Annotated in this window: 11 protein-coding genes; 8 read left to right on the top strand and 3 right to left on the bottom strand. The window is 69.3% G+C overall.

Annotated features, from left to right (window positions below; translation table 11 throughout):
* Positions 1 to 28: 28 nt before the first annotated feature.
* Both OED01_RS14040 and OED01_RS14035 read left to right on the top strand, forming a co-directional pair.
* On the top strand, positions 29 to 3,061 hold the full coding sequence (locus tag OED01_RS14040; protein ID WP_264155903.1) for a S8 family peptidase: 3,033 nt from the start codon (positions 29 to 31) through the stop codon (positions 3,059 to 3,061).
* 180 nt (positions 3,062 to 3,241) lie between these two features.
* The gene (locus OED01_RS14035; RefSeq protein ID WP_264155902.1) at positions 3,242 to 4,489 is read left to right on the top strand and encodes an HNH endonuclease signature motif containing protein; all 1,248 of its coding nucleotides are present in this window, start codon (positions 3,242 to 3,244) and stop codon (positions 4,487 to 4,489) included.
* 174 nt (positions 4,490 to 4,663) lie between these two features.
* Here OED01_RS14035 and OED01_RS14030 read toward each other — a convergent pair whose 3' ends face one another.
* Together OED01_RS14030 and OED01_RS14025 are read right to left on the bottom strand one after the other, a co-directional pair.
* Positions 4,664 to 5,572: a pirin family protein gene (locus tag OED01_RS14030; RefSeq protein ID WP_264155901.1), complete on the bottom strand. Its 909-nt coding sequence runs from the start codon at positions 5,570 to 5,572 to the stop codon at positions 4,664 to 4,666.
* Positions 5,569 to 5,874: a GNAT family N-acetyltransferase gene (locus OED01_RS14025; protein WP_264155900.1), complete on the bottom strand. Its 306-nt coding sequence runs from the start codon at positions 5,872 to 5,874 to the stop codon at positions 5,569 to 5,571. The genes OED01_RS14030 and OED01_RS14025 overlap by 4 nt, the downstream gene beginning before the upstream one ends.
* Positions 5,875 to 5,958: 84 nt before the next feature.
* Between OED01_RS14025 and recQ the strand changes: the two genes are divergently transcribed.
* From recQ to OED01_RS14005, 4 genes are all read left to right on the top strand, one after another.
* Positions 5,959 to 7,965 carry a DNA helicase RecQ gene (recQ, locus tag OED01_RS14020; protein ID WP_264155899.1) on the top strand — a complete coding sequence of 669 codons (2,007 nt, stop codon included), beginning with the start codon at positions 5,959 to 5,961 and terminating at the stop codon, positions 7,963 to 7,965.
* A gap of 244 nt (positions 7,966 to 8,209) precedes the next feature.
* Positions 8,210 to 12,355: a choice-of-anchor G family protein gene (locus OED01_RS14015; protein ID WP_264155898.1), complete on the top strand. Its 4,146-nt coding sequence runs from the start codon at positions 8,210 to 8,212 to the stop codon at positions 12,353 to 12,355.
* 71 nt (positions 12,356 to 12,426) lie between these two features.
* The gene (locus OED01_RS14010; protein ID WP_264155897.1) at positions 12,427 to 13,242 is read left to right on the top strand and encodes a DUF5819 family protein; all 816 of its coding nucleotides are present in this window, start codon (positions 12,427 to 12,429) and stop codon (positions 13,240 to 13,242) included.
* Positions 13,239 to 14,300, top strand: coding sequence for an HTTM domain-containing protein (locus tag OED01_RS14005; protein ID WP_264155896.1), 1,062 nt, complete (start codon positions 13,239 to 13,241; stop codon positions 14,298 to 14,300). Before OED01_RS14010 ends, OED01_RS14005 begins: the two co-directional genes overlap by 4 nt.
* A 1-nt stretch (position 14,301) precedes the next feature.
* Here OED01_RS14005 and OED01_RS14000 read toward each other — a convergent pair whose 3' ends face one another.
* The gene (locus OED01_RS14000; protein ID WP_264155895.1) at positions 14,302 to 14,721 is read right to left on the bottom strand and encodes an OsmC family protein; all 420 of its coding nucleotides are present in this window, start codon (positions 14,719 to 14,721) and stop codon (positions 14,302 to 14,304) included.
* A 164-nt stretch (positions 14,722 to 14,885) separates the two neighbouring features.
* Between OED01_RS14000 and OED01_RS13995 the strand changes: the two genes are divergently transcribed.
* Both OED01_RS13995 and OED01_RS13990 read left to right on the top strand, forming a co-directional pair.
* On the top strand, positions 14,886 to 16,967 hold the full coding sequence (locus OED01_RS13995; protein WP_264155894.1) for an acyl-CoA dehydrogenase family protein: 2,082 nt from the start codon (positions 14,886 to 14,888) through the stop codon (positions 16,965 to 16,967).
* A 40-nt stretch (positions 16,968 to 17,007) separates the two neighbouring features.
* On the top strand, positions 17,008 to 17,577 hold the full coding sequence (locus tag OED01_RS13990) for a DNA-3-methyladenine glycosylase I (RefSeq protein WP_264155893.1): 570 nt from the start codon (positions 17,008 to 17,010) through the stop codon (positions 17,575 to 17,577).
* Positions 17,578 to 17,641: the final 64 nt, after the last annotated feature.

The following is a 17,641-nucleotide window of genomic DNA, read 5'->3' as shown; positions in this document are numbered from 1 at the left end:
TCGCACCGTCGACCACCAGGAGAGACCCATGGGACGAACCCCTCTCCGACTGGCAGCGGCCGCAACCCTGGCCGTGTTGTTCGTCGGATCAACCGCAACCGCAGGCTTCGCGGCAGAGGGGGTGACACATCCCGCCCCCGTCGAGGGAACCCCCGGCCACTACATCGTGGTCATGAAGGGCGATCCGCTGGCCACCTACACCGGTGACATCAGCGGACTGCGCGCCACCAAGCCCGAGAAGGGCACGCAGCTCGACGCGCAGTCCGGCAACTCGCAGAAGTACATCGCGCACCTCAAGAACGAGCAGCGCAAGCTCGCCAAGGACACCGGCGTCGCCCCCGACACGACCTACCAGGTCACCCTCAACGGCTTCAGCGCCGACCTCACCGGCGAGCAGGTCGACGAGCTCCGGTCCTCGAAGGACGTGCTCGGCGTGTACCCCGATGAGATCCGGCATCCGGATGCCGTGTCCTCGACGGACTTCCTCGGACTCGGCGACGACAGCACCGGTGCGGGCGGCCTGTGGGAGCAGACCGGTGGCGTCGACAGCGCGGGCGAGGGTGTCGTCGTGGGCGTCATCGACACCGGCATCGCGCCGGAGAACCCGGCTTTCGCGGGCGACAAGCTCAAGAAGAAGGACCACAAGAAGAGTGCGGGGCAGCCATACAGCGACAAGACCCACGTCTACTACGAGAAGTCCGACGGCGGCACGTTCCGCAGCCCGATCGTGACGGGCCAGGAGTGGGACAAGCAGGCGTACTCGACGAAGCTCATCGGTGCGCAGTACTTCTCCTCCGGTGCCGAGGCGGCCGGTTTCGACTTCCAATACGACTACCTCTCGCCGCGTGACGGCGACGGGCACGGTTCGCACACCGCCAGCACGGCGGCCGGCAACTTCGGCGTCCCGGCATCCGTGTCGGGTGTCGACTTCGGCACGATCTCCGGCGTCGCCCCCGCGGCCAAGGTGGCCGCGTACAAGGCCTGCTACGTCGGTCCTGACGTGACGGTCACCACCGACGACATCTGCGCGCTGAGCGACCTGATCGCGGCGATCGACCAGGCCGTCGCGGATGGCGTCGACGTGATCAACTACTCGATCGGCGGCGGCGCGGCCACCACCGTGCTCGCACCGGACGACATCTCGTTCTTCAACGCGGCAGCGGCCGGTGTGTTCGTCTCGGTGAGCGCGGGCAACGACGGCCCTGACGCGGCCACCGCCGACCACGCTTCGCCCTGGTACACGACCGTCGCGGCATCCACCATCCCGACCTGGGAGGGCACCGTCACGTTCGACGGGTTCGCCGAGGCCGGCGCCAGCGTCTCGGTTCCGTTCGGCGAGACCGTCACCGGTCCGTCGATCTACGCCGGCGACGCCGCCGCAGCCGAGGGCGCGGCGCTGTGCCTCCCCGGCAGCCTCGACCCCGCGAAGGTCGCCGGACACATCGTGGTCTGCGACCGCGGGGAGAACGCGCGTGCCGAGAAGTCGCAGGTCGTGAAGGATGCCGGGGGCATCGGCGTCGTCCTCGTGAACGTCCCTGGTGGGGCGGACTCGCTCGACAACGACTTCCACGTCGTGCCGACCGTGCACCTCGGATCCGTGCACCGTGCCGCGGTCCTCGCCTACGTGCAGGGCGGCGCCGATCGACCCATCACGCTGGTCGGTGAGAACACCACGGGTGAGGAGACTCCGACGCCGCAGATCGCCGGCTTCTCGAGCCGTGGCCCGACTTACGCCGATGGCACGGACGTCATGAAGCCCGACATCGCCGCACCGGGTGTCGCGATCCTCGCGGCGACCCACAACGCGGCCGGGGCGGAGCCGACCTTCGGCATCCTGTCCGGAACGTCGATGGCTGCACCGCACATCGCCGGTCTCGGCGCCCTGTACCTGTCGGAGCGACCGAACGCCGCTCCGTCGGAGATCAAGTCCGCGATGATGACGACCGCGTCGAACACCGTGAAGGGCGATGGATCGGAGAACACCGACCCGTTCGAGCAGGGCGCAGGCCAGGTCGAACCGACCCGCTTCTTCGAGCCGGGGATGCTGTACCTCAACGGCCCGGCCGACTGGGCGGCGTTCCTCGAGGGGAAGCAGCTCGCGGAGTTCGACGGCATCGACCCGATCGACGGCAGCAACCTCAACCTCGCGTCCATCTCGATCGGCACGCTGACCAGCGCGCAGACCGTGACACGGACCGTCACCTCGACCGCCGCCGGAACCTACACGGCGTCCGCTGACGTCCCCGGTCTGGACGTCACGATCGAGCCGTCCACGCTCACCTTCGGCGGCGCGGGGGAGACCGCGACCTTCACGGTCACGGTCGACAACGCCGGCGCTCCTGTCGAGCAGTGGGCGACAGGTTCGCTCACCTGGTCGGGCGAGGGCCGCGATGTCCGTTCGCCGATCGCGGTGTTCCCGGTGACGGCTGACGCTCCGGCCGAGGTCGTCGGCACCGGAGTCGACGGCAGTGCCACGGTCGAGGTCACGCCCGGTCTGACCGGCGACCTGCCGCTCGCGCTGTCGGGTCTCACGCCGTTCGAGCTGCTGGTCGACGAGGCCAACCCCGTCGAGGGGCACTCGGGCGACGAGAACTCCGGCGACGCGAACAAGAACGTGTCCTGGATCGTCGACGTCCCCGAGGGCACCACGCTCTCGCGCTTCGACCTGGACTCGTCGGATGACGCGGGCAGCGACCTCGACCTCACGGTCTACCGTGTCGTCAGCCCGGACGACCTGCGCTACTACCAGTCATGGCAGTCGGCGTCGGGCTCGGCGGACGAGCGGGTCACGATCGCGGCTCCCACCGCTGGCACGTACCGCGTGGTCGCGAACGTGTACTCCACCACCGGCCCGATGACGTGGGACATGACCTACGCCAACGTGCAGCCGGAGGGTGAGGGCGCCTTCACGGCGACCCCGAACCCGCTGGATGCGGTACGCGGCGAGAAGACCAGCTACGACGTGTCGTGGTCGGGTCTGACCGCCGGGATGCGCTACCTCGGCGTCGTGCAGTACGGCGACTCCGACGTGCGCTCGGTCGTCACGGTCGACGCGCAGTAGGCGAACAGGACGGGGCGGATGCTGCGGCATCCGCCCCGTTCCGCTGCCTGGGGCGTTCGTGAGCGAGCGTCTCCTCTTCCTCGTTGAGCGAGCGGAGCGAGCCGAACGCCCGCATCCCGGTTGTCCACATCCCCGCCCACACCTCTTGTTACTCTTCGTACATATGTTCTAAACTGAAGCATGGCATTCATCACGGGGACGCGGGCCGATCGCGAGGCCGAGTTGCTGGATGCGTTCGAGTCGGTGAATGCGCAGATCGCATCGTTGCAGGCAGAGCGGGCGCGGTTGCTGGCGGAGCGGTTCGACATCCTGCTGGAGGAGGATCCGTTCGGCACGCCGCATCACGAGATTGCGGTGCGTTCGCTGACGGCCGAGCTCGCCGCCGCATCGCGCCTGTCGACCGGGACGGTGACCGGGATGCTGCATCGTGCGCACACTCTCACCCGCGAGTTCCCAGAGGTGTGGCGGGCTCTGCGGGATGGGGCGATCACGTCCCGGCATGCGGACGCGATCCTGCAGGGCGCCTCGGCCCTGTCCACACGGTCGGGTGCGGAGCTGGCCGAGTATCAGGGGCGGGCGCTCGAGATCGCGGTCTCCGAGAGCCCCGGCCGCACCCTGACCATGGTGAAGGCAATCGCCGCGTCCATCGCGCCGACCACGGTCGCCGAACGGTACCGGCAGGCGCTGTCGTCCCGGCAGGCCCGAACGTATCCGCTCGACGACGGCATCTCCCAGCTCGTGCTCTCCGGCCCGGAGTACCTCATCCAGGCCGCCTACGACCGCGCGACCGAGACCGCCACGCAGATCATCGCCCAACGCCCCACGATCGGGCCGGCCGAGAACGACGACCGCACCCTCGACCAGATCCGCGCCGACGTCATGCTCGAACTGCTCCTCGCGAGCGAACTCGGCAGTGCCACCGGCGCCCCGGCCGAAGCGATCCGCGCAACCATCCAGGTCACGATCGCCGCCACCACCCTCGCCGGCGACGACGACAAGATGGCCCACCTCGACGGATTCGGGCCGATGCTCCCCGAACACGTCCGCCCCCTCGCCGCACGCGCCCCGCAGTGGACACGCTTGTTCCTCGACCCGGCCGGAATGCTCACCATCACCGACACGTACACCCCCTCCGCATCGATGAAACGCTACCTCCGCGCCCGCGATCAGCGCTGCCGGTTCCCCGGCTGCCAACGCACCGCACGACGCTGCCAGATCGACCACAACCACGACCACGCCAAAGGCGGGGCCACCGAACTCTGCAACCTGTGCTGCTTCTGCGTCAACCACCACACCCTGAAACACCCCGACCTGCCCGACCGACACCGATGGTCCGTCACCCAGCTCCCCAACGGCGTCATCGCCTGGACAAGCCCGATGGGATGCACTTACATCGACGAACCCCCACCACGCGTCATGTTCACCTGAAGATCAGTGCGCCCAGGCGCCAAAGCGATCGCGCCCGGGACCCGGCGCAGCCGGCAGGCGATCCAGGCTTCCGACCACATCGAAGGTCGCCGCGTACGCATGGCACATGCGGCGGTGCGTGCACAGGACGTACGTGCGCAGGACGCAGGACCCGACCCGCCGACCCGCCGAACGTCAGATGCGCCGGCGTCGCGGCATCAGCCGGACGTGCGGCAGCTCGGGCGCGGGAATCCGCTCGTCGTCGTGCGTCACGACGTGCCCGAACCGCGGCGATCCCGCCTCCCAGTCGTCCCGTGCATCGGCGATCTCCTCGTGCGTGCGAGCGGCGAAGTTCCACCACATCACGAGATCCTCTTCGAAGGGCTCGCCGCCGAGGACGAACAGCAGAGCGCCGGTCTCGCTGACCACGGTCGCGTCGTCCCGGGAGTCGCCGAGATAGAGCATCAGGTTGCGCTCCATCACGACGCCCTCGACCGTCGCGTCACCCTCGACGAGCACGACCGCATGCTCCCACTCCCGGTTCAGGGGAAGCGCGATCGTGCTTCCTGCCGTCACCGACACCTCGGCCCCCACGATCGGCGTGTGGACGGTCGCGGGGGAGCGCACCCCGGCGAACTCGCCGAGCACGACCGTGGCCACGGCACCGTGATCCAGGGAAGCCGTGGGCAGAGCGGTGTGCTGCTCGAAGCCGCCGGCGCCGTGGCGCGCCGACTCGGGCAGCACCACCCAGAACTGGAGGGCGTCGAGCGGGATCGGATGCTCGCCGATCGAGTACTCGGAGTGCGAGATCCCGTTTCCGGCCGTCATGAGGTTCAGCTGTCCGCGACGGAGCGTCACGTCGCTGTCGACCGAATCGCGATGTCGCATGTCGCCGACCAGCGGCCACGTCACCGTCTGCAGCCCGATATGCGGATGCGGCTCGACGCGCATGCGCACAGGCCCCGGCCCGAAGCGGTCGAGGAAGCACCAGGCGCCGACCGTTGGCAGGTCCTTGCTCGGCAGCGTCCGCAGCACGTTCATCGCACGGACCCCGCCGAGCGGCACCTCGCGCGGCTCGAGCGGGATGCTGCGCCGGCCGATCATTCGCCCGGAACCTGGGGCCAGCGGATCTCGGCTCCCTCGACGTCGTGCTTCTTGAGATACGCAGCGATGTACGGGCAGTAGGGCACGATGCGGTCACCGGATGCCGCAGCATCCGCCAGGGCGTCGGCGGCGAGGATTCCCGCGAGCCCTCTGCCCTGGAACGCCGGATCGACCTCGGTATGCGTGAAGAGGATCTCCCCTGGGCGACGCTCGTAGTCCGCGAAGCCGGCGAGCGTGTCGCCGATGCGGATCTCGTAACGGGAGCCGTCGTCGTTGCGGGTGACAGTGGCGTCTTCGGTCATGGCTGCTCCTTCGCGTCTGCCTCCACCCTAGGACGCCTGTGGACGGCTCGGGCGGGTGTCGGTTCGGCCGGTTACGCTGGAGGGATGCCGCAGACTCCCCGTGACCCGTACGAGGACCTGACGTTCGCAGACGAGCCATGGGACAACGCGTATCCGCCTGAGCCCATGGACTGGGAGCCCCAGGCGGAGGGCTGGGAGCCGCCCCTGGACTGGGGGCCGGGTCCGTCGACGCCCGTGGCTACGGCATCCGCCGCTGCCGTCGCGCCGGCCGCGACGCCCTCGCGGTATCCGACCGCACTCGAAGCTCTGCACACCGTCTTCGGCTACGACGCGTTCCGCGGCGACCAGGCGGCGATCGTCGATCAGGTGATCTCAGGCGGAGACGCGGTCGTTCTGATGCCGACGGGCGGGGGCAAATCGGTCACGTACCAGGTGCCGGCGCTCGTCCGCGAGGGAACCGGCCTCGTGATCAGTCCGCTGATCGCGCTCATGCACGATCAGGTCGATGCGCTCCGTGCCAACGGCGTGCGCGCGGCGTATCTCAACTCGACGCAGGCCCCGTCCGAGCGGGCGCAGGTCGAGCGCGACTACCTCGCCGGCCAGCTGGATCTCATCTACGTCGCCCCCGAGCGACTGTCGAGTCCGGCGACGACCGCGCTGCTGCAGCGCGGCACTCTCAGTGTCATCGCGATCGACGAGGCCCACTGTGTCTCGCAGTGGGGTCACGACTTCCGGCCCGACTATCTCGCGCTCGGCGATCTGGGCGAGAGGTTCCCCGGGGTCCCGCGGATGGCGCTCACGGCCACGGCGACGCACGCCACGCACAAGGAGATCACCGAGCGGCTGCACCTCGGCCGGGCGAAGCACTTCGTGGCGAGCTTCGATCGACCCAACATCCAGTACCGGATCGTCCCGAAGGTCGACCCGCGAAAGCAGCTCGTGGCGTTCATCCGCGACCAGCCGGACAATGCGGCCGGCATCGTGTACGCGCTCAGCCGCAAGTCGGTGGAGCAGACGGCTGACCACCTCGCGGCGCAGGGCTTCGACGCGCTGCCCTACCACGCGGGCCTTCCGGCCGAGGTGCGAGCGGCGAATCAGGCACGCTTCCTCCGCGAGGACGGCGTCGTCATGGTCGCCACGATCGCGTTCGGCATGGGCATCGACAAGCCAGACGTCCGCTTCGTCGCGCACATCGACCTGCCCAAGTCCGTGGAGGGCTACTACCAGGAGACCGGTCGCGCCGGTCGAGACGGCGAGGCCTCCGTCGCGTGGATGGCCTACGGGTTGGGTGACGTCGTCCAGCAGCGACGGATGATCGACCAGAGCCCCGGCGATCGCACGTTCAAGATGCGGCTCGGGCAGCACCTCGACGCCATGCTCGCCCTGTGCGAGACCGTCGAATGCCGCCGCCAGAACCTGCTCGGTTACTTCGGGCAGGACTCCCAGCCGTGCGGCAACTGCGACACCTGCCTCGAGCATCCCGAGACCTTCGACGGGCTGATCCCCGCGCAGAAGCTGCTGTCGACGATCGTGCGCCTCAAGCGCGAGCGCAACCAGGCGTTCGGCGCGGGCCACCTGATCGACATCCTCCGCGGCGCGTCGAACGACCGCATCCGCAAGTTCGGTCACGACCAGCTCGCGACCTACGGCATCGGCGCCGACCTGTCCGATCAGGACTGGCGCAGCGTCGTCCGCCAGCTGCTCGCGCGGGGCATTCTGGTCGCGCAGGGCGACTACGGCACGCTGGCGCCGGGGGATGCCGCGGCGGGCGTCCTCAAAGGCGAGACGCCGGTTCCGCTCCGCAAGGACACGATCGGGCGCGTCAGTGCCGCAAGGGTGCGCAAGAGCTCGGCCGGCGCGGCTGTCGCAGAGGGCGACCAGGGCGTGTTCGAGGCGCTGCGCGCCTGGCGTGCCGAGACGGCGCGAGAGCAGGGCGTGCCCGCCTACATCGTCTTCGGCGACGCGACGCTGCGGGCCCTCGCCGAACGTCGCCCCGCGTCGCTCGCCGCGCTCGATGGCATCACCGGCATCGGAGCGAAGAAGCGCGAAGCCTATGGCGATGCGGTGCTCGCCGTGATCGCTGGGGCCTGACCCCTGCTGCACGGGCTCGTCTCAGCGTCGCGCTTTGTAACAATCCGGTATGCGGGCGCGCTTCGCGATTCGTTCTCTGTGTGTTCGCTGGACAGCATGCCGGTATACCGCAATACTGACCGGTACACGAGCTCTGTCGACGAGGGGTCGACTCCTGGGGAGGGTCTTGTGGCGCGGCACCGTCCGCATCACGGGAGGGCAGTAAATGAAAACCAAGGGGATACCTCTGCGCAGGCGCAGAGCGGTGGGAGGACTGGCCGGCATCACTGTCGCGGCAGTCGCCCTGGGGGGCGGACTGGCGCCGATGGCGGCCGTCGCGGCTCCCACGGACGATTCCGAGGCACTCGGGCAGGTGATCCGCACCGAATTGCTCGGCGGAGACATCCTCGACGTGTCTCAGGCCGTCAGCGGCAACCCGAGCGACGTCGGTCCGGATGTCACCCCGCTCGACGTGAGTCTGCTGGGCGCACTGACCGTCGACCTCGGCGGTGGACTGCAGCTGCCTCTGATCTCAGGGCCTGGCGGCGCAGGCCTGCTCGACCTGGGTGATCTCGGCGCGACGAGCTCGTACGCTGCGTCGCCGGCCGCGACATCGTCCACCGCGAGCTCGGGCGTCATCGGCGCCGACGGAGCGATCGCAGTCGACCCCGACAACCCGGGTGCGTTCGACAACGCGACCGTGAACCTCACCGATCTGCTCACGCAGCTCGGGCTCGCCGGCGTCACCGACGAGATCGTCGACAACCTCGGTCTCGAGGTCGGCGCACTCGCGTCGACCGCGACGGCCACCGGCGTTCCGGGCGACGTGGAGTTCGCCTCCGAGTACGCGGTCGCCGATCTCGGCTTCAACGTCTCGAGCCCGCTGGTCGGCGGTATCGCGACCTCGCTGGATGGTGTGCTGAACGGCGTCGGGGACACGCTGAACGCTGCTGTCGGTGCTGGTGGCGTCATCGACACCGTCGTGGGTGCTGTCGATCTCTCGCTCGGCGTTCCCGCCGTGCTGGCCGTCGAGATCGGTGGCGGTTCGGCTGCGCTCGTCGGGCTGGACGCGGCGATTGCAGCCGCGAGCGAGTCGCTCCTCCTGGACCCGCTCGTCGACCCGAACGGCATCGTCTCGATCGACCTCGGCACGGGTGTCGTCTCGATCGACCTCGCGAGGGTCGCAAACGGCCCGGGGGCGACGGACCTCAACGGTCTCGATCCGGACACGGTCGTCCTCGACGACGCGGCGATCCTGAGCATCACGACCGCCGTTTCGCAGGCGCTCGGGACTCTCGGCGCCAAGGTCGATGAGGTCGTGACCGACCTCGTCAACAACCTGGGCATCCACATCGAACTGCCCGCCTCGGTCACCGCTCTGTTGCTGAATGCGGACGTCGACATCACCGTCGACGCGACGCTCGGACAGCTGACCGGCGATCTGCCGGGTGAGCCCGTCGTGGACGTCGACGGCGATCTCGCGGGCATCCCGCTCGGCGGGGTCCTCGAACTCGTGACGGCCCCGGTGATCAGCCTGCTGACCACCGGCCTCGCCCCCGTCATCGACACTCTGCTGGACGGCATCACGTCCGGCCTCGGCACCACGGTCGACGGCATCGTCAACCCGGTCGTCACCGGAATCGATCCGGTGCTGGAAGCTCTCAACGAGGTCGTGGAGATCACGATCAACGAGCAGGAGCAGCCGGGCGTTCTCGGCGCGGAGTCGTTCACGGTGAACGCGCTCAGCTTGGAGCTGTTGCCCGGTCTCGCCGCACTGAACCTCGACCTCGGGTCGTCGACCGTGCGCGCGGCGCCTGCTGCTGTTGCGGCGATCGATGCTACGGCGACGGTTCCGGCCGGTGGCAGTCTTCCGGTCACCGGTACGGGCTGGCCCGCGAGCACGACGGTCACGGTGCAGCTGACGGACCCGGAGGGTGCTCCGGTCGGTACGGCAGTGACGGTGGACACGGATGCCGATGGTGCGTTCAGCACGACCTATCCGGTTCCGGCGGACACCACGCCCGGTACGGGCTTCACGGTCACGGGTACTGCCGGTGATGTGACGGCGACGGACACGGTCGAGGTCACGGCGCCTGCTGCTGTCGCGGCGATCGATGCTGCGGCGACGGTTCCGGCCGGTGGCAGTCTTCCGGTCACCGGTACGGGCTGGCCCGCCAGCAGCACCGTCTCGCTCCAGCTGACGGACCCGGAGGGTGCTCCGGTCGGCACGCCCGTCGACGTTCTGACGGACGCGAGCGGCGCTTTCGCCACGACCTACCCCGTTCCCGCGGACACCACCCCCGGTGCGGGCTTCACGATCACCGGTACTGCCGGTGATGTGACGGCGACGGACACGGTCGAGGTCACGGCCGCCGACCCGGCCGACGTGAACACCAACGCGGCGGCTTCGGCATCCGCATCGGCGGATGCGACGGCCGACGGCGACCCGTCCGCGCAGGCCGCGGCTGAGGCTGCGGCACTCGCGGACGCGACGTCCGCAGCATCGGCGGCGGCGACAGCCGACGCCACTGCAGCAGCGGAGTCGGCAGCCACCACCGACGCATCGACCACCGCCTCGGCGGACTCGGTCTCGGAGGCCAACGCCCAGGCTGCGGTCGCGGCACAGGCGGCAGCCCAGGCGGATGCCTCGGATGACGTCAGCGCGGCGGCGACGGCCGAGGCGGACGCCAACTCCGCGGTTGCGGCTCAGGCGGCAGCGACGGCCGACTCCTCGACGGACGCCTCCTCCGAGGCTTCGACGAACGCGAACGCGGCTGCCTCGGCATCCGCTTCCGCGAACGCCGATGCGACGACGGATGCTGTGGCAGATGCTGCGGCTGTGGCAGCGGCATACGCCGACGCCACGTCGGAGGCGAGCGCCGCGGCGGACGCCACCGCTGAGGCAGCGGCATCGGCCGCGGCGACGGCCGATTCCTCGACCACCGCGACGGCAGACGCCACCTCGGAAGCGAACGCGAACGCCGCTGTCGCAGCTCAGGCTGCCGCACTGGCCGACGCATCGTCGGACACGGCGGCGGAGGCATCCGCGGCCACGAACGCCAACGCATCGTCGGCGGCTGAGGCGGCGGCGATCGCCGACTCCTCGACCGACGCATCGGTTGCCGCCACGGCGGACGCCGACGCGGACGCCGACCCGGCGGCTGCGGCTGAGGTCAACACCAACGCCACGGCTTCGGCGGCGGCTTCCGCTCAGGCGGATGCCGACAACGATGCGGCAGCGCAGGCTGCTGCCGTTGCAGCCGCCCTGGCTGATGCCTCGACCGCTGCCGACGCGGCTGCGACGCCCGACGCGGAGGCCGCTGCGGCTTCCGCCGCGACGGCGACCGCGACCACGGCTGCTTCGGCCGACGCGACCACCGACGCCAACGCCTCTGCGGCTGTCGCCGCTCAGGCTGCCGCGCAGGCGGACAACTCGGCGAGCACGACGGCTGACGCCACTGCTGCGGCAGAGGCGGACACGGATGCCGCTGCGGCGGTCGCTGCGACGGCCACGTCGTCCAACGACGCATCGGCGACGGCTGCGGCCGACGCCGTGGGCGCGGTGGACGCGGACGCCGAGGTCAACACCAACGCGACGGCTTCGGCGTCGGCTTCCGCTCAGGCGGATGCCGACAACGATCCGGCGGCTCAGGCCGCTGCGGTCGCTGCCGCGCTGGCTGATGCCTCGACGGCTGCCGACGCTGCTGCGACGGCGGACGCGGAGGCGGCTGCGGCTTCCGCCGCGACGGCCACCGCGACCAGTGCCGCTTCGGCTGACGCGACCTCTGCTGCCAACGCTTCGGCGGCTGTCGCCGCTCAGGCTTCGGCTCAGGCGGACAACTCGTCGAGCACCACGGCGGACACGTCGGCTGCGGCCGATGCGAACGCCGCGGCTGCGGCATCCGCCGCCTCCACGGCGACGTCCTCGGCTTCGGCTTCGGCCGACGCGGCTGCGGACGTCGACGGTGCTGCGGCAGCGGATCCGGCGGCGAGTGCTGCGGCGAATGCCGACCCGGAGGGCCAGCTCGGCATCACGGTCAAGGTTCCCAAGCTCGAGCGCGGAGACCAGCAGACGGCCATCGGTACCGGATTCAAGCCCGGTGAGGTCGTCACCGGTGTGATGAGCTCCGCGCCCGTCGCGCTCGGCGCCCAGGTGGCCGACGCCGAGGGAACGGTGACCTTCACCTGGGAGATCCCGGCCGGAACCGATCTGGGCACGCACACCGTGACCCTGACCGGCGCCGAATCCGGTAGCGTCGCCGGCACCTTCGAGGTCGTCGCCGACGGTCTCGCGGGCACCGGATCGGACGTCCCGACCGGCTGGATCGTGCTGGGAGTCATGCTCCTCATGCTCGGTCTCGGCACGGCACTGGTCGCCCGGTCGCGACGCGCAGTCGCCGTGGCGGAGTAACAGCACGACACTGTAAAGGTCGGGGTCGTCCGGTGGACGGCCCCGACCTTCAGTGATGGAACGGATGAGGCATGAGCACGAAGACCGATGAGACGAACGACGCGCCGGCGACCCCGGTGGCCGTCGCCGTGGCCGCGCCACGCCCGCGTCCGAAATGGTGGGTGAGACTGATCGCGTTCGCGGCATGTCTGCTCACGCTCTGGCACATCTTCGCGTCCTTCCTCTGGATCGCGCCCTATTCGGCGCTGCGCGAGGTTCCGACCCAGGAGGTCCTGGCCGGATACATGCTCCCGCTGTTCGGACAGTCCTGGAGCGTGTTCGCGCCGGAGCCGATCAACGGCGACTATCACTTCAACGTCCGCGCGGTGATCGAGAAAGACGGCGAGGAGATCGAGACCGGCTGGGTCAGCGCGACCGATGTCGAGCTCTCCATGATCCGTTACAACCTGTTCCCGCCGCGCGCCGGCATCCAGTCCAGCGAGGTCGCGAGCGGACAGATGAACGCGTACAACAAGCTCGACGACAAGCAGAAGGCGGTCGCCGCCCTCGACTTCGCCGCCGAGGACTGGGAGGCGTGGATGGTGCGCTCCTTCGACGAGCTCGACGTGGAGACCGACACGACGGCCTACATGCGCGAGGAGCATCTGGCGACCGCATATGCGACGCAGGTGGCCTACGCGATCTGGGGCGACGACGTCGTCCGCGTGCAGTATCGCGTGAGCCGCCAGAACGTCGTCCCCTACGCCGAGCGCAACGACGCCGGCGCGCAGCGACCCGACCCGACGTTCTCGACCACCGGGTGGCGGGGCCCCGTCGAGGAGGAAGGGCAGAGCCGAGACGACTTCGGCGACGTCTTCCGGCACCAGTTCGAGAGCACGCAGAAATGAGCGCCTCCATGCCCACCCGCGTGCTGACCTTCGCCGGCTCGATGATCTCCGGATTCTGGGCGATGGTGATCTCCGCCATCGACCGGATCTCGGCATTCATCGACGACTGGCTGTTCAACGGCAAGAAGGCCCTGTACGGTCTCGCTGTCACCCGCATCCTCTTCGGCATCACCGCTCTCGGTCTGCTGATCTCCAACTTCAGCACCCGTCTGTACACATTCGGCCCCGGCTCGGCCTGGAACGGCGAACTGGCGGCGCCGGTGAGCGACTTCCCGAAGATCTGGATCTTCAGCGCGTTCCACGCGGTGATGGGCGACGCCGTGCTCTACACGCTCCTCTACCTGGCGCTGGTGGCCGTCGCGGTGCTGTTCACGATCGGCTGGCGCTTCCGCATCGTCCTGCCGGTCTTCTTCTGCCTGTGGGTCGGCTTCATCGAGGCCAACGACATGGTCGGCGACCAGGGCGACAACATGTTCCGCATCGCCCTGGTGATGTTGTTCTTCGCCGACCCGGCCGCCCGCTGGTCTCTGGACGCGCGGCGCAGGGCCAAGCGCGGCGAATGGTTCGCGCCGGGCAGTCAGCCTGCCCTGATCGGAACGATGCTGCACAACCTCGCTCTCGTCGCCCTCACGGCACAGGTGTGCTTCGTGTACGCGTCCGGCGCGCTCTACAAGGCCGGCGGCGACCCATGGGCGAAGGGCTGGGCCGTCTACGACCCGCTGCAGACCGCACGGTTCGGCACATGGCCCGTCCTGAGCGACCTCGTGACGGCGTGGGGGCCGATGGTCGTCGCGATCAGCTGGGGATCCATCCTGCTGCAGGTGGCGTTCCCGCTGATGCTCCTGACCCGGCCGACGCGTCTGATCGGACTCCTGGGCATCCTCTCGTTCCACATCGGCATCGCCGTGCTCATGGGTCTGCCGTGGTTCTCGCTGACCATGATCGCCATCGACTCGATCTTCATCAGGGATCGCACGTGGCAGCGCCTGAGCGCGGGCGTCGTGAGGCGCTGGGAGGCCTCCAAAGCGGATTCGCCACCTGAGGTGGCGGCCGCCTGACTCAGTCGGCCGGAGGATACGCCTCGACATGCGTGCGCACGGTGGCCGCTCCGGCCAGCAGCTTCGACACCGGGCAGCGGGCGTGCGCCGCTGCGAGGACCTCGCTGGCCTCCGCGGCGGAAGCGCCTTCGACTGACAGGTGGGCGTCGACGTGGAACTCGTAGCCGACCCCGGCGGGTGCCGGATGCAGAGCGGCCTCGACTCTGACCGCTGTCCGCCGTGCGCCGTTCACGATGACCTGGGCCGTGCCGTTCAGGCACGTCGCCCAGGCGAGGGCCAGCAGCTGCTCGGGATTCGTCGCCGCGGCATCCGGATCGGGACCGAGCGGCGAGGCGACCGCGACGCTCAGCCCGTCCCGCACTGCGCTGACACCGTCGGCGCCGGTGCGGTTGACGGCTTCGGTCCGGTAGATCGCGTCCATGAGTCCACCGTAGGCCCGCCCCGAGATGGACGGATGTGGGGAAGGGACAACCCACCGTGGCCCCGTGCGCGGGTGCGCTTGGCGAATGCCCACAGGTCGTTTTCCTCCACGTTGGAGGAGTCCTACCATCGAAGCAATCCTGATTCCCTCTGAGAGGTACACGCATGGTCGACGCCGCCGTCCGCCCCCAGGCCGCTTCGGGCGCCTCGAACGCCCCACGCATCGATATCGATCGTGTGAACGAACTGCTGCTGGGCACGTGGGCCGACACTCGCCGCGAGGCGCGCGAGATGATCAAGGACTCGGCGTTCTGGCGCAAGGACGAACTCGGCAAGGACGAGCACCGCGAGCGCGTGCTCAGCCAGCTGCACCTGCTCGTCGAGAACCGCGCCGTGCACCGCGCCTTCCCGAAGCGGTTCGGCGGCGAAGAGAACAACGGCGCCAACATCGCGGGGTTCGAAGAGCTCGTCGCCGCCGACCCCAGCCTGCAGATCAAGTCGGGCGTGCAGTGGGGGCTTTTCGGCTCGGCGATCCTGCAGCTGGGCACGGCCGAGCACCACGAGAAGTGGCTGCCCGGCGTGATGGACCTCTCGATCCCCGGCGCCTTCGCGATGACCGAGATCGGACACGGCTCGGATGTCGCGGCGGTCGGCACCACCGCGACGTACGACCCCGAGACCGAGGAGTTCGTCATCCACACGCCGTTCCGCGGCGCGACCAAGGAGTACCTCGGAAACGCCGCGCTGCACGGCATCGCCGCCACCGTGTTCGCCCAGCTCATCACCAATGGTGTGAACCACGGAGTGCACTGCTTCTATGTGCCGCTGCGCGGCGAGGACGGCAACGACCTGCCGGGCGTCGGTCGCGAGGACGACGGGCTCAAGGGCGGCCTCAACGGCATCGACAACGGACGCCTCAGCTTCGACCACGTGCGCGTGCCCCGCACGAACCTGCTGAACAAGTACGGCGACGTCGCCGTCGACGGCACCTACACGAGCTCGATCGACAGCCCCGGTCGTCGCTTCTTCACGATGCTGGGCACGCTCGTGCAGGGCCGCGTCTCTCTGGACGGCGCCGCCTCCTGGGCATCCGCGCTGGGCCTGAAGATCGCGATCACCTACGCGACGCAGCGCCGCCAGTTCGACGGTGCCGACGGTCAGGAGGTCGTGCTGCTCGACTACGGCAAGCACCAGCGACGCCTGCTCCCACGGCTGGCCACGACGTACGCCCAGATCTTCGCGCACGACGAGTTCCTGCAGAAGTTCGACGGCGTTTTCTCGGGACGCACGGACACACCGGACGACCGGGAGGACCTCGAGACCCTCGCGGCCGCGCTCAAGCCGCTGTCGACCTGGCACGCGCTGGACACCCTCCAGGAGGCGCGTGAAGCGTGCGGTGGCGCCGGCTTCATGTTCGAGAACCGGTTCGTGGGTCTGCGTGCCGACCTCGACATCTACGTCACGTTCGAGGGCGACAACAATGTGCTCCTCCAGCTCGTCGGCAAGCGGCTGCTGACCGACTACGCCAAGCAGTTCCAGGGCAAGGATGCCGCAGCACTCGCGAAGCTCGTCGCGGCGCAGGCCGCGGGCAAGGTGTTCCACGGTGCAGGGCTCCGCCAGCTCGGCCAGGCGGTCGCCGACCTCGGGTCGACGGCGCGTTCGGTCGAGAACGGCCTGCGCGAGGAGCAGCAGCACGAGCTGCTGGCCGGCCGGGTGCAGCAGATGGTCGCCGACATCGCCGGGCGCCTGCGTCCGGCAGGCAAGGACAAGGTCCTCGGTGAGCAGCTGTTCAACGAGAACCAGTCCGAGCTGATCGAGGCGGCCCGCGCGCACGGAGAACTGCTGCAGTGGGAGGCGTTCACGGATGCCGTCCGCACCATCGAGGATCCCGACACGAAGCAGGTGCTCACGTGGCTGCGCGATCTGTTCGGCCTGCAGCTGATCGAGAAGCACCTGGCATGGCATCTGATCAACGGCCGCCTGTCCATGCAGCGCGCCGCCGCCGTCTCGAGCTACATCGATCGGCTGTGCCGCCGGTTGCGCCCGCACGCCCTCGATCTCGTCGATGCGTTCGGCTACGAGCAGGAGCACCTGCGCGCGCCGATCGCGAGCGGCATCGAGCAGCAGCGTCAGGATGAGGCGCGCGCCTACTACGCCGAACTCGCGGCCTCCGGCTCTGCGCCGGTCTCCGAGAAGGCGCTCAGGGCGAAGCAGCGCGAAGAACGAGACGAGGCGAAGCGCGCCTGAGCGCGCGAGCGATGTCGGACGGGCGGCATACGCTGGGTGCATGACGTCCCTCGCCACCGGTTCCGATGGTCGCGTCCGCTGCGCGTGGGTCGGAGCGGACGCGGAGTACGAGCGCTACCACGACGAGGAATGGGGTCGGCCGCTGCACGGCGACCGCGCGCTGTTCGAGAAGATGTCGCTCGAGGGGTTCCAGGCGGGGCTCAGCTGGATCACGATCCTCCGCAAGCGCCCGCGGTTCCGCGAGGTCTTCGCCGGATTCGACCCGGACGCCGTCGCGGCGTTCGGCGAGGACGACGTCGAACGGCTGATGCAGGACGCCGGCATCATCCGCAACCGGGCGAAGGTCACCGCCACCATCGGCAACGCCGCGCTGGTCTCCGCGATGGGCGAGGACGAACTCGACGAACTGATGTGGTCCTTCGCCCCGGCAGCGGGACTCCGGCCGCGCAGCTTCGCCGATGTCCCGGCGGTGACCGCCGAATCGACGGCGATGAGCAAAGAGCTGCGCAGGCGTGGATTCCGCTTCGTCGGCGCGACGACCATGTACGCGCTGATGCAGTCCGCCGGCATGGTCGACGACCACGTCGAAGGCTGCTGGCGCGCCTCCTGAGATCGATGGGGAGAGGTCCCCATCGATGACGACCAGACTCGCCGGTTAGGATGTGCTGGGTTCA

The organism is Microbacterium sp. M28 (assembly GCF_025836995.1).
Lineage (GTDB): Bacteria > Actinomycetota > Actinomycetes > Actinomycetales > Microbacteriaceae > Microbacterium.
This window is presented reverse-complemented; position numbering and strand designations above follow the sequence as displayed.